We start from the raw sequence: 13,458 nt of genomic DNA, 5'->3' as shown, positions 1-13,458 counted from the left end.
ACGCTATCAAAACCCAACCACCAGCCGGAGACTCGGGTTGACCTGCTTGAAAAAACCATTCATGTAGATGTCGGCCTGCACCTTAAATAATCCATTTTGGTAGATGGTGCCGCCCAGTTTAATGGTATTGGGCGCGAAATATGGGTCTGATCGGTGAACCGGAAGCCCCACGTAGAACGAGCCTATTTGCTTCGAGAAATTGCTGGTTCGGCTGCTCTTGTCTTTCCGGTAAAATGACACGCCCGCATGCACAAAATCATTTCGGAACGTCTGAAAGGACTGATCGGTTGCTGACTGGAAAAAGAAGTTGGACGTGTAGCCAACGAAATAACCCACCTGCTGAAACCGGGTCGGTACGATTTCCAGGTCGAAGTTGAACGACGGAACCCACTGGTTGCGAATCAGACCGACGCCAATACCGGGATGAAAACTCAGAAATGGATCGCCGATGAGGCCGGGTGTCTGAAACGTAGGTTTGCCGGTAAGCGGCTGGAGCAGGTTAAACGCGTAACGCGGATTGGTCAGGTTATGGTGTTTAAAACCGCGTACCGATTCGAGCGCCTGTTCTACCTTCGCATTGACCCCGCCTGTGCTAAGCAGTTTTTGAAGGTCACGTAGGTTGTTAACGAGAAAATAGACGGCAAAATCGGTGGAAATCTCTCTGGCGGAAGTCGATAGCCAGGCGACTTGCAGCGTATCCTGCTTCGTTTTCACTTCAACGGGGCTTTCGCCATCCCGAAACCGGAAATCGGTGGTCACCTGTGGAGCCGACCGTAACGCCAGATCGCGATTGTCGGGCCGGAGTTTAAAGAGTGCATGGGCAGAGCGCGTCGGACGTTGCGTGGTGTCTTCCACGATTCGATAATCGTCCATAAACAGACGTAGCACCGAGTCAACGTTTTTATGAGCCTGAACTTGTGCATACTGGTCGAAGCCAATCAGCAACGTATTACGCTGCCCCAAATCAATTTCGATGTGGTTCAGGCCGATAAACTTTCGTTTGGCGCCCGGTTCGGTCAGGTGATTGCCGGTCGATTGGCACAAAGATTTCCCAGCCATGCTCAGTAAGAGCACAGTAATAAAGCAGACTAGTCGCATGATTATATTGGTTTTAGTGGTTGGTTAAAGGCATGACCAGCGCTGGCGGACTATAATCCGGCGTCGTATTGGTACGCTGCTGTTCGTTGTTCGTCGGTCCACTGCCTAACCGGACGAAATGATCGGTGCGGTAAAGTTTAGGGGCCGCTTCGTCCTCGGCTCGCAGCTCATTCTCGTGCATTACCCGAAAGCGCCGTTTGGGCGTAGCGGCTGCTATGTTCGCTTTGCGAGGTGCTGGTATGGCATCCGTAATGAGTATGACTGGAGTTTCTACTACCTGAGTAGTAGCTTCTGGCTCGCTGGACTCATGTACAGTTGCTACGTTGTCGAGCCGATGGACACGCTGGACAGAAACCGCAGTACGCTGTCTTTTTTGCTGATGGGTTTCCGCCAAGGTGGGCGCAGATTCAGGAATTTCTTCCCGCTGATTTGGCCTGGCCCCAGATATCGTATCGGTTTTAGCGCGATACGTAGCCATCTGGTCGGTTGGACTTACTCCTGGCTTACCGTTCGGCAACGACCATACCAGCCACCCGGCTGCGACTGCGGACACACAGGCTGCCGACAGCCACCACCACGCTCGCCGACGGTTGGGTTTAGCCTGGAGTTCAGGACGTAGCTGGCCCCACAAACGCTCCGCATCGAACGATGAACCGGGCGGAGGGGCGTCGGGCAGGCGGCTCAGCGTTTGCCGCACCCATTCGTCAGGTAGTTCGTCGTTTTTCTGTTTCATAGCCGTTCTGGAGTAACCAGGTTTGTAAAAGTGCCCGCGCTTTGCTCAACTGCGACTTGGACGTGTTCTCGGAGATGCGTAGCTGTTCGGCAATTTCGGAATGCGTGTAGCCTTCAATGGCGTACAGGTTAAACACCGTTCGATAACCGGGCGGCAACTCGCGGATGAGGGCGTAAATCCGTTCGGCATCCAGCCCGGTATCGGGCAGCGGTACACTGTCGGGCAATCCCTCCGCTTCATCTTCAGTCTGAAAAAGTGGCAGGTGCCGATTCGCCCGCAGATACTGCAGCGCTTCGTTCACAACAATGCGCCGTAGCCACGCTTCCAGCCCGTTATCGTCGCGGTACGTAAAGGTGGATATACTCCGAAAGGCTTTCAGCAGGGCTGTCATCAGCACCTCTTCGGCTTCCGGTTCATTCCGGACATAACGCAAACTGACGCGAAACAAGCGGTTAGCGTACTGATCGAACAGCCGTTTCTGGGCGAATGCATTCCCGCGTTGGCACTGTTCAACCAGTTGTTTCGACATAACCCTCTACCAAATACAATGACAGAAATGCCGCTTGAGCCAAAAGGGTTGCCTGAGCTGAGAAAGAATTATTGTCGGGAGATGTTAATCGGCGAGAAACGGCAGGTTGGCAAACCAGCCGTCCAGGTGATTGCCCCCGACAAAATAGGGCTGTAAATTGTTAACTTGTCGGCACTAACGCTCCATTGCCATGCTCAAGCGCGTATCCATCCAGAATTTCAAGAGCCTGAAAGACGTCACGCTCGACCTCCAGAAAGTCAACCTGCTCATCGGTCCAAATAACTCCGGCAAGACGAATTTTTTGAAGGCGTTGGAGTATTTTGGGAAGAATTATAATAATTTCCCTCGTACAGAAGATAGGTCATTAACATTCAATCGTAATGGTTTACCTATTTACTATCATTTAATTGATGATAGTGAAGACGCTGTACATATTAAAAAGGGGTTTGATTTTCGTTCGGGTGATATAATAGATTTTAGCATTTATAACAGTAAAATTAAAAATATTGGAAGCGGTACTGTATTTGATATTGCAGGAGAAAAAGAGCTACAGACGCTTATTACTGGCGCTAATATTTATAAGCCAGACCCTAATAAACTCACTCAACCAGGACCAGTAGGAATAGGAGAGGAAATGGTTAATTCAGATGTTTCTAATTTAGTAGGGTTTCTAGATATAATGCTGAGTAAATATCGGAGGACTGTTTTTAATCAAATTGAAACTGATTTACATAATTGTATTTCAGAATTTGATGAGATCAAGCTAGAAGATGCTCTATACATTACAGATGAACAAAAAAGAAAATTCAAAGAAAATTCATTTAAGCGAATTGGGTTAGGGAATAGTGAGAAAAATGTATCATTTTGGGCTGACGAACTGTCCGAAGGTACACTGTATTTTCTTGCACTTCTATCAATTGTTAATCAGCCAAAGCCTCCAAAATTATTACTCTTAGAAGAACCGGAAAAAGGTATTCATCCACGCAGAATACGAGAAGTTATGGACTTGATCTTTCGCCTTGCTGAAGAAAAGGACGTGCAAATTATTTTAACGACTCATAATGAGCACGTGTTAGATGACTTTACTACACGTCCGGAAGCTGTTTTTGTGTTTGATAAGAATGAAGATGGTGCTACCTGTGTGAAAAATTTGCAACGGAATATTATTGAACCGTTTAATGAATACAATCAAAGTATAGGACTTGATGATATTGATCTGACTTCGAATTTAAGTGAAAATTGGATTTATGGACTTTTAGGAGGAGTCCCTTCTATTCCATGAGCAAGATATTACGTTATACATTAGTTGGAGAGGGATTCGCTGAATACCAATTTATACCAACCTATATGAACTGGGTTACCAAAGAGAATGGTAACGTTCAAGCCGTGAGGACAAATATTCAGATAGCTATTTCTAAAAATCCAAGTGTTTCGAAAGTTCTACAAGAAGCGGCATCATTATGCGCTCTTTCATTTGCTGATAAAAAGAGCCCTTGCAATCTTTTCATTGCTGGTATAGATTTAGATACTTCTGATTTTACTGATGATCTAGAATATCACAGTGCGCGATTACAAGAAATAATAAATAGCATGGGGAAAGTTTACCAACTTTACAAAGATAAAGTAATTCTTTTTGTTCCAATTCAAGCTATCGATTGCTGGATTCATTATGTACAATCTGATGCAACGCCTAATAGCCTCGAATCGACAAACAAAGATGACACAAAACGTAAAGTTTACGGATCTAGACAGGATCGGCCTCAAATTGAAAAAGTAGCTCGTGAAGCGGGAGCCAAAGCTGATTTTAACAAACTCGCCCGCCAATCGCGCAGTTTCAAACACTTCCACCAGCAGGTCGTTCAGTTTGTACAGCAGTACAACAAAGACGGACGACCATGAATTATTACAATTCCATCATCGACACCATCGGCAACACGCCGTTAATAAAGCTCAATAAGGTTGCGAAAGGCATCCGGGGAACGGTGCTGGTAAAGGTGGAATATTTTAACCCTGGCAACTCGGTGAAAGACCGGATTGCCGTGCGCATGATCGAGGATGCCGAAGAACGGGGAGTTCTGAAACCTGGCGGTACGATCATCGAAGGCACCAGCGGTAACACCGGCATGGGCCTGGCGCTGGCCGCTATTGGTAAAGGTTATAAGTGCATTTTCACGATGGCCGATAAGCAGTCGAAGGAGAAAATCGACATCCTGCGAGCGGTAGGTGCCGAGGTGGTCGTCTGCCCAACGAACGTATCGCCCGAAGACCCGCGTTCGTATTACTCCGTCGCCCAGAAACTCAACCGCGACATTCCCAACTCGTTCTACCCAAATCAATATGATAACACCGCCAACGCGGCCGCGCACTACGAAACGACTGGCCCCGAAATCTGGCGCGATACGGATGGGCGTGTAACGCACTTTGCGGCTGGCGTTGGTACGGGCGGGACCATCAGCGGTACGTCCCGGTTCCTGAAGGAGCAAAATCCAAACCTGATTTCGATCGGGTTGGATACCTACGGCTCCGTGTTCAAGAAGTATAAAGAAACTGGCCAATTCGACGAGGGAGAAATTTACCCATACATGACTGAGGGAATTGGTGAGGACATTTTACCGAAAAATGTCGATTTCGGTGTTATCGACCTATTTATCAAAGTAACCGACCGGGATGCGGCCATCATGACCCGGCGACTGGCGCGTGAGGAGGGTTTATTTGTGGGCTGGTCGTGCGGAACGGCGGTGCATGGCGCGCTTGAATGGGCAAAGGATCACCTGAACGACGACGACGTACTGGTTATTCTGTTGCCCGATCACGGCACTCGTTATCTGGCGAAGGTGTACAACGATACGTGGATGAAGGACCACGGCTTTTTGGAAGATCGTGCGTTCAAAACGGCCCGCGATATCATTCGTCACAAGAACGGTTCCTCCCAACTGACTACTATTGGCTCGGGCGTATCGGTCAATCAGGCCATTCACGTCCTGAACCGGTACGGCATCTCGCAGATCCCGGTTACGGACGATGACGGCCACATCGTGGGCAGCCTGACCGATTCAACCGTCTTGAATCGCCTGATCGAAGACCCTGCCGTGAAAGATCACCCCGTCAGCGAAGTTATGGACAAACCCTTCAAGTTTGTGGGGCTGGATAACACCATTGACGCGCTGTCGTCGCTAATCGACCGGGATAACAAAGCCCTGCTCGTCCGCGACGAGAAAGAGCAAATTCACATTATCACCCAGGCTGACTTGCTGGCAGCCATGACGAATTAAAATTACGGATAAATCAGATGTACAGTAGTGGATGTCTTTCTCAATAAGACATGATTAGTAGCCAAATGACTAATTATGGATTGCTTATGGGCCGATCTGGGCGTAGGATGTAACCATTAGATAACAAAAGTGGCAATAGTTTACAGACGGAGTAGATATTTAGTTTACTGAAGAGTTCTGTTTGGTATACTAACCCATTTATCAACATGCTACGTTTCTTCACAAATATGACCAGAGAGGCTGTACTGACAACTGAGAGCATTGCAGCCGGTGTAGGTGCTACTGAGTTAGCCGGTGACAGCCGGTTAGATGCATTCACGAAAAACGTTGCCGATCTTCGAGACCGGCTGGCATTAGCTTACAATGACCGTAACCTGGCGCTACGAATTTTTGACCGCTTATCGCGGGAATCGTACGGACAGTCAAATCGGGAACGGTTTATTATTAATGAGTTGGATTTCGAAATTCAACTGGCCAAGGCAGGCGGTTTTGCTACCATAGTTAACTATTACCTGAGCGAATTAACCATACAACCCGCTTTGTGGGAGGCCCGGTCAGTTCGTAAACGGAAGTAGACCGTTAAACGCGTTTATCTGATATGTACTGTAAATAATAAGTCCGGTAAAGATACAGATGGCCTGAATCTTGCAGGGTATTAACCAATGCAGTCATGTATTATTCAGGATTTTACTCAGCCTGTCCGCGAAAAGCCGGGCAGGCTGTTTTGTTTAGGCTCTTGCCGGAAACATGCGTAATAGATTGATCCGCTTGCCATCGAGCGAACGTAATAATCGCTAATTAGACCGCTCTCAGCTTTTCGTCTGATTGCTGGTTGATCCAATCCCAGGAAAAGGGGAGCCAGGTGCCGCTGTTTTCGTCGAGGACTTCGGTAGCCGACTGGCAGGCAAATAGTTTATAATCAAACTTGGGATAGTTTCCGACGATGTAGCCGGGATAGTAATACGTTTTCCGCTGCTGCCGGGCGTAGTTGATTTTTTGTAGCATCAGGAACTTGCCCAGGCTCTGTTTCCGGTAATCAGGATGGTAGAAATTCATGATCCCCGCAATACTGCAGGCACCGTTATCAAAAATTCCGGCGGCAATCAACTGGCCATTATCGCGCACTTCCACAACAGACGTATCAAACACGTTGCCGGTGCTGTTGCCCAGCAGGCACGACTGAACTGATTCGGGGGCGTCAAAATCGATGGAACTGCGGTAAATAGCGTATAAATCCTCTAATTCATCAGTTAGCGTAAACGGAACGACAGTTACTAAGAACTGGTCGTTAATACGCAGCAGCCGCGATTGTTTAGGACCGAACGTAACGACAGCCAGATCGAGCCGGAGCCAGTAAACCGGATGCAGGTTATTCTCAAGAATCAGGTAGCGGCAGGTAAATACTTCCTGCTGCATTCGAAAGTAACCCAGGCTAAGAAAAAAATCCAGTTCGTATCCGCTCATTGTGTGGAGGCTTGCTAGTTATCAAGGTAACAAAAAATAACCAGATGTAGGCAAGCAACATCAGATGACAACTTACCGAAGCGGTAATTTAAAAAAGCCGACGAATCGGGTTACCCACCTGTTCATTGCGTCAGCTCAACTAAAATACTGCCCCTGAAGTAAGAACACTCTGGGTATAACTGGCCGGAATTGAGCTTAGTAAAGCGGCTGACCTGCTCCGACAAAAAACGTGTCTTTTTATCCTGCCCAATTCATGAAGCACCATACGACAAATTTCTGGTTCACGCTGGTAGTCCTGGGAACGGGTGTTCTCAGTTTGCTGCCCGGCGCCGATAGTCTGGGCCAGACCAGTGCCGAAAAACCGGTTACGATTCAGGTCGATTTAACCAAAGACAAAGGTCCCTTGAAACCAATCTGGGCCTGGTTTGGCTACGACGAACCCAACTATACCTACATGAAGGACGGCAAGAAACTGCTGACCGAAATCGCCCAACTCAGTAAAGTGCCCGTCTACGTGCGCGTGCACAGCCTGTTGGTGACGGGTGATGGGGAAGCCGCTCTGAAGTGGGGGTCAACGAATGCCTACACGGAAGACGCCAACGGGAAGCCAGTCTATGACTGGACTATTGTCGACAAAATATTCGATACGTTCATCGAGCGGGGCATGAAACCCATCGCTCAGATCGGGTTCATGCCCCAGGCCCTGTCGACTAAACCGGAGCCGTACCGCCACCACTGGAAACCCGGCGATAACTACAATGACATCTACCTGGGCTGGGCTTATCCGCCCAAAGATTACGACAAGTGGGCCGAGCTGGTTTATCAGTGGGTGAAGCATTCGGTCCAGAAGTATGGCAAAAAGGAAGTGGAAAGCTGGTATTGGGAGCTTTGGAATGAGCCTAATATCAGTTATTGGAAAGGCTCGACCGAGGAGTATATCAAGCTGTATGACTACACTGCCGATGCTGTTAAACGGGCACTTCCTACGGCCAGGATCGGCGGCCCCGAAGTAACCGGACCATCCTGGGAGGGATCCAGCAAGTTTTTCAAACCGTTCATGGAGCACGTTGTCAGCGGGAAAAATTACGTAACGGGTAAGACAGTATAGTGTACCCCATTCTCTGTACCACCATTTGGCTAAACGAAATGATTAGTTGAGAGATATATGTTGTTTCTCCTTCCCCTCCATCAATACCGCTGCCGGTGTCCGATAGCCTAATGACTGGTGAGGTCGTTGGTGATTGTAATAGCGAAAGTACTTGGTTAAACCCGCTCGAAGTTCACTGCCAGTTTGGTAGTTGCGCAAATAAACATCTTCGTATTTTAGCGTTCGCCAGAAGCGTTCCACGTAGATATTATCCAAAGCTCGCCCTTTGCCATCCCAACTGATGGCGATCTCATGCCCTACTAATACAGCAATAAAGTCATCACTGGTAAACTGACTCCCCTGATCCGTATTGAAGATCTGTGGTTTGCCCCATTGTCGTAGACTCTGTCGCAAGGTATCGATGCACCAGCCTGCTTCCAGCGTATTGCTCAACTGCCAATGCAAGACATAGCGACTGTGTAAATCCAAGATGGCCATCACATAAAAAAAGCCTTTGGGCATAGGAATGTATGTAATATCCGTTGCCCACACTTGGTGAATGCGATCAATGACCAAACCACGTAGTAGATAGAAAAAGCGTTGTCGAGGCACACCCGGTTTGGATAGATTAGGTTTAGGGAACTGTGTTTCCAGACCCATTAAGGCCCGTAGACGACGCACGCGCTTAATATTTACCACCCAGCCCTCCTGATTCAAAAGAACCACCAGCCGACGATGGCCTAGATCAGGATGTTCGACATACCATTCGTCTAATCGGCGCATGATCTGTAAAGTTTGATCATCAACGGGAGTAGGTTGATAGGACAGACCGGCCCGACTGACACTTAACAGCCAGCACTGTCGGCGGAGACTCAATTCGGTATTGGAGCGCTCAATCATGGCTCTTCGCTGGCTTAGGGGTTGGTCGCTAATTTTTTTTTGAGCCAGGTTAGCTCCATCTGGAGCCGTCCAATCTGTTCGTATAAAGGCCCTGTTTCATCGACAACGGGCTTTTCAGCCCTCTTCTGTTGGTCGAATAGTTGTGGGACAGCGGCCATAAATGCCTGTTTCCAAGTCTGCACTAACTGTGGATGCAACTCGTGTTCGCTAGCGATCTGATTGAGCGTCTTGTCCTGACGGAGTACTTCTAAGACGACCTTCACCTTGAACTCGGAGGTGAACTGACGACGACTTTTTGCTTTCATGGTTGACTAAGTTAGCAACCATTCCGACAAGCTTAAGGAGTGGTACAAAAAAGCGGGATCACTATACAGGGAGCCCTATTGATTTCATTACCTTTCACGCTAAAGGTGCCCCCAAACTGGTCGATGGTCATGTGCAGATGAACATGGGTACGCAGCTGCGTGACATTGACGAAGGGTTCAAAATTGTTGCTTCTTATCCCAGCCTGAAAAACCTGCCAATCATTATTGGCGAATCGGACCCGGAGGGATGCGCGGCCTGTTCGGAAGATGTCAGTCCGCAGAATGCTTACCGGAACAGTACGATGTATTCCAGCTACACGGCTGCTTCATTCGCCCGGAAATATGATCTGGCCCAGTCGCGGGGCGTGAACCTGGCGGGAGCGGTTACCTGGGCGTTTGAATTCGAAGATCAGGCCTGGTTTAGAGGGTTTCGCGACCTGGCTACCAACGGTGTGGATAAACCGGTGCTGAACGTATTTCGCATGTTCGGGATGATGCCTACGAATCGGGTAGAGGTCAAAGCAGGACTGGCATATGACTACGTCCGGATACGGGATAAAAGCGTCCGGGACGAAGCCGATATTAACGCCCTGGCTTCGAAGGACGCCAAATCGGCCGCGGTAATGGTCTGGAATTACCACGATGATAACCTGCCCGGGCTCGACGCGCCCGTTTCGGTGCACCTGACTGGATTGCCCAACGGAAACGTAACATTGCATCATTACCGGGTCGATCGGCAATATAGCAACTCCTATGAGACCTGGAAAAAGATGGGCTCTCCCAAAACGCCGTCTGCGGAGCAGGTTGCCCAGCTCGAAAAAGCGGGTCAGTTACAGCAGTTCTCTGCTCCCGAGCGAGTGTCAGTGAAGAATGGTGAAGCGGATATAAAGCTGACCCTTCCCCGACAAGGTGTTTCACTGCTCAAATTGACGTGGAAGTAAATCGACTTCAACGATACCCTGATAAAACAGTTGAGCCACGCCCAATGGACGTGGCTCAATGTATAACTGACAGTATTTTCGCCTACCGGCTTAGATATAAATTCCGTTCGGCGTAGACCTTCTGGAAGAAGTCGTCGGTCAGATCATCAATAAAGTAGATGCCCTCACCCGTAGATTTCATTTCTGGTCCGAGTTCCTTGTTCACGTTCGGGAATTTGCTGAACGAGAACACAGGAATCTTGATCGCGTAGCCGTTCTTGACGGGCTTGAAATCGAAATCCTTCACCTTCTTATCTCCCAGCATTACCTTCGTTGCGTAGTTCACGTACGGCTCCTGGTAGGCTTTACAGATGAACGGTACGGTCCGGCTGGCACGTGGGTTGGCTTCGATAATGTAAACTACCTCGTCCTTAATGGCGAACTGAATGTTGATCAGACCAACCGTTTTCAGCGCTACGGCAATCTTTTTCGTATGTTCCTCAATCTGCCGGATCACGTTCTCGCTCAGGTCGAACGTAGGCAGTACCGCGTACGAGTCGCCGGAGTGGATACCCGCAGGCTCGATATGCTCCATGATCCCGATGATGTAGACATCTTCGCCGTCACAAATGGCGTCGGCTTCGGCTTCGATAGCGTTTTCGAGGAAATGGTCGAGCAGGATGTTATTATCCGGAATATCCTGCAGAATCTTCATCACGTGCTGCTCCAGTTCGCTCTCGTTGATAACGATCTTCATGTTCTGCCCACCCAGTACGTAGCTTGGACGTACCAGCAGCGGGAAGCCCAGTTCACGCGACAGTTCCAGCGCTGCTTCGGCCTCGCGCACCGTACCGAATTTCGGATAAGGAATGTCGAGTTTCCGGAGCATGTCGGAGAAGTGCCCCCGATCTTCGGCCAGGTCAAGTGCCTCCCAGCTCGTACCAATGATCTTGATACCGTAACGGGTCAGTTTCTCGGCCATTTTTAGGGCCGTCTGGCCGCCCAGCTGCACAATCACGCCCTCGGGCTGCTCGTGCATAATGATGGCGTGAACGTGCTCCCAGAACACCGGCTCGAAATACAGCTTGTCCGCAATATCAGGGTCGGTCGAAACGGTTTCGGGGTTACAGTTGATCATGATCGTTTCGTAACCCGCTTCTTTGGCCGCCAGTACGCCGTGTACACAGGAGTAGTCGAATTCGATACCCTGCCCAATTCGGTTTGGTCCCGATCCCAGGACAACAATCTTTTTCCGGTTCGACCGGATCGACTCATTACCCGGCAGGTCCGAAACCGGCTCCGGCCGGTCCAGGGTTATCGGCAACTGGTTGTTGAAGGTTGAGTAGTAGTACGGCGTACGGGCCTCAAACTCGGCCGCACAGGTATCGACGCATTTAAACACCCGGCGGATGTTATGCTGCTGACGGTACTCATAAATCTTACTTTCCTTAACGCTCAGAATATGCGCCAGCTGCCGGTCGGCATATCCTTTCTGCTTAGCGGTACGTAATAACTCCGGCGGGAGATCCTCTAGATCATACTTCTGGATTTCGCGCTCCAGCTCGATCAGTTCTTCGATCTGATGCAGGAACCAGGGGTCGATCTTCGTCAGCTGCTGAATCGTCCGGAACGACATGCCGGCCTTGAAGGCATCGTAAATGTGGAACAGCCGGTTCCAGCTCGGATTTTTCAGACTTTTGGTCAGCGCATCGCGGTCGGTAAGTTCACGACCATCAGCACCCAGACCGTTCCGCCGGATTTCGAGCGACTGACAAGCTTTCTGCAGGGCTTCCTGGAAGTTCCGGCCAATACCCATGGCTTCACCTACCGATTTCATCTGCAGGCCCAGCGAACGATCGGCACCGGGAAATTTGTCAAAATTCCAGCGGGGAACTTTAACGATTACGTAGTCGATGGCGGGCTCAAAGAAGGCTGAGGTCGTACCCGTAATCGGGTTGATCAGTTCGTCGAGGTTATACCCAACGGCCATTTTAGCGGCAATCTTCGCAATGGGGTAGCCCGTCGCTTTCGACGCCAGCGCCGATGATCGGCTCACCCGTGGGTTCACTTCGATAACGATGATATCGTCGGTTTGTGGATCAACCGAGAACTGAATGTTACAGCCACCCGCGAACTGCCCGATGCCACTCATCACCCGAATGGCCAGATCACGCATTTTCTGGTACAGCGTATCGGGGAGGGTCATGGCCGGGGCTACCGTAATGGAATCGCCGGTATGGATACCCATTGGATCGAAGTTCTCGATCGAACAGATGATGATGAAGTTACCGTTGTTGTCACGCAGCAACTCCAGCTCATATTCTTTCCAGCCCATTACGCTCTGCTCAACCAGTACCTCGTGCACCGGTGATGCGTGCAGGCCGTTGGTCAGGGCTTTATCAAACTCTTCGGGCGTGTTAACGAAACCGCCACCCGTACCGCCGAGCGTAAACGATGGGCGGATAACAAGCGGAAAGCCAATTTCCTGAGCGATTTCTTTGCCTTCCAGGAACGAGCGGGCTGTACGGCCTTTACAGACGCCAGCACCCAGCTGAAGCATCAGCAGACGGAATTTCTCACGATCTTCTGTCGTTTCAATCGCTTTGATGTCTACACCAATGATCTTGACACCAAACTGCTGCCAGATACCGGCCTTGTCGCAGTCGATCGCCAGGTTGAGGGCCGTTTGCCCCCCCATAGTTGGTAGCACCGCGTCGATGGGTTTTCCCATCTCCTGGTGTTTCTTCAGGATCTCAACGATGGATTTTTTCTCCAGCGGTTTCAGATAGACATAGTCGGCGTTGATCGGATCGGTCATGATCGTTGCCGGATTGGAATTAATCAGGGCAACTTCAATACCTTCATCCCGAATCGAGCGGGCAGCCTGCGAACCGGCATAGTCAAATTCACACGCCTGACCAATAACGATGGGGCCAGAGCCAATAATAAGTACGGAGCGAATGCTGGCGTTTTTAGGCATTTTTCAACGGGGCAAATGAAAAATGAAGATTTTTCTTCTGACAGATAGGCACCAATGAGGGCGGCCTAAAAATCCCGCAAAATTAGGGCTTCTGGCAGACACTACCGCAAAATTTGCAAAAACTTAATGGAGAGACTCTAAACAAATCGATAACGGGCGCCTTCGAGCCG

The 13,458-nt window shown here is 49.6% G+C and carries 12 protein-coding genes and 1 pseudogene; 6 read left to right on the top strand and 7 right to left on the bottom strand.

Annotated features, from left to right (window positions below; all coding sequences use genetic code 11):
• Window positions 1–6: 6 nt before the first annotated feature.
• The 3 genes from HU175_RS00890 to HU175_RS00880 are packed head-to-tail and all read right to left on the bottom strand — an operon-like array spanning window position 7 to window position 2,360.
• On the bottom strand, window positions 7–1,059 hold the full coding sequence (locus HU175_RS00890; RefSeq protein ID WP_176564792.1) for a hypothetical protein: 1,053 nt from the start codon (window positions 1,057–1,059) through the stop codon (window positions 7–9).
• Window positions 1,060–1,111: 52 nt separating this feature from the next.
• On the bottom strand, window positions 1,112–1,831 hold the full coding sequence (locus HU175_RS00885; protein WP_176564791.1) for a hypothetical protein: 720 nt from the start codon (window positions 1,829–1,831) through the stop codon (window positions 1,112–1,114).
• Window positions 1,803–2,360, bottom strand: a complete 558-nt coding sequence (locus tag HU175_RS00880; RefSeq protein WP_176564790.1) for an RNA polymerase sigma factor — start codon at window positions 2,358–2,360, stop codon at window positions 1,803–1,805. The genes HU175_RS00885 and HU175_RS00880 overlap by 29 nt, the downstream gene beginning before the upstream one ends.
• 190 nt (window positions 2,361–2,550) lie before the next feature.
• Here HU175_RS00880 and HU175_RS00875 point away from each other — a divergent pair, with 190 nt between their 5' ends.
• The 4 genes from HU175_RS00875 to HU175_RS00860 all read left to right on the top strand — a co-directional run bounded on the left by HU175_RS00875 (window position 2,551) and on the right by HU175_RS00860 (window position 6,207).
• Complete coding sequence (locus HU175_RS00875) at window positions 2,551–3,642, top strand: AAA family ATPase (RefSeq protein ID WP_176564789.1); 1,092 nt, start codon at window positions 2,551–2,553, stop codon at window positions 3,640–3,642.
• Window positions 3,639–4,259: a hypothetical protein gene (locus HU175_RS00870; RefSeq protein WP_176564788.1), complete on the top strand. Its 621-nt coding sequence runs from the start codon at window positions 3,639–3,641 to the stop codon at window positions 4,257–4,259. Before HU175_RS00875 ends, HU175_RS00870 begins: the two co-directional genes overlap by 4 nt.
• Entirely contained in the window at window positions 4,256–5,632 is a 1,377-nt protein-coding gene (locus tag HU175_RS00865) for a cystathionine beta-synthase (protein ID WP_176564787.1), read from the top strand. Before HU175_RS00870 ends, HU175_RS00865 begins: the two co-directional genes overlap by 4 nt.
• Before the next feature lie 206 nt (window positions 5,633–5,838).
• Window positions 5,839–6,207: a hypothetical protein gene (locus HU175_RS00860; RefSeq protein ID WP_176564786.1), complete on the top strand. Its 369-nt coding sequence runs from the start codon at window positions 5,839–5,841 to the stop codon at window positions 6,205–6,207.
• 223 nt (window positions 6,208–6,430) lie between these two features.
• Here HU175_RS00860 and HU175_RS00855 read toward each other — a convergent pair whose 3' ends face one another.
• Window positions 6,431–7,096: an arginine-tRNA-protein transferase gene (locus tag HU175_RS00855; protein ID WP_176564785.1), complete on the bottom strand. Its 666-nt coding sequence runs from the start codon at window positions 7,094–7,096 to the stop codon at window positions 6,431–6,433.
• A 253-nt stretch (window positions 7,097–7,349) separates the two neighbouring features.
• Here HU175_RS00855 and HU175_RS00850 point away from each other — a divergent pair.
• Window positions 7,350–8,198: pseudogene (locus HU175_RS00850) on the top strand (GH39 family glycosyl hydrolase); the annotation flags it as partial.
• Window positions 8,199–8,246: 48 nt separating this feature from the next.
• Here HU175_RS00850 and HU175_RS00845 read toward each other — a convergent pair.
• A complete protein-coding gene (locus HU175_RS00845) occupies window positions 8,247–9,083 on the bottom strand; it encodes an IS3 family transposase (protein WP_176564784.1) in 837 nt (278 codons plus the stop codon).
• Window positions 9,084–9,097: 14 nt separating this feature from the next.
• Complete coding sequence (locus HU175_RS00840) at window positions 9,098–9,388, bottom strand: transposase (RefSeq protein ID WP_176564783.1); 291 nt, start codon at window positions 9,386–9,388, stop codon at window positions 9,098–9,100.
• A gap of 2 nt (window positions 9,389–9,390) precedes the next feature.
• Between HU175_RS00840 and HU175_RS00835 the strand changes: the two genes are divergently transcribed.
• Complete coding sequence (locus HU175_RS00835; RefSeq protein ID WP_410528574.1) at window positions 9,391–10,329, top strand: GH39 family glycosyl hydrolase; 939 nt, start codon at window positions 9,391–9,393, stop codon at window positions 10,327–10,329.
• An 82-nt stretch (window positions 10,330–10,411) separates the two neighbouring features.
• On the opposite strand, the gene carB is transcribed toward HU175_RS00835, so the two are convergent.
• On the bottom strand, window positions 10,412–13,288 hold the full coding sequence (carB, locus tag HU175_RS00830) for a carbamoyl-phosphate synthase large subunit (RefSeq protein ID WP_176564782.1): 2,877 nt from the start codon (window positions 13,286–13,288) through the stop codon (window positions 10,412–10,414).
• Between the last annotated feature and the right edge of the window lie 170 nt (window positions 13,289–13,458).

The sequence above is a fragment of the Spirosoma sp. KUDC1026 genome (assembly GCF_013375035.1).
Classification (GTDB): Bacteria; Bacteroidota; Bacteroidia; order Cytophagales; family Spirosomataceae; genus Spirosoma.
The sequence above is the reverse complement of the archived record's forward strand: the minus strand, read 5'-3'. Positions and strand labels throughout refer to the sequence as shown.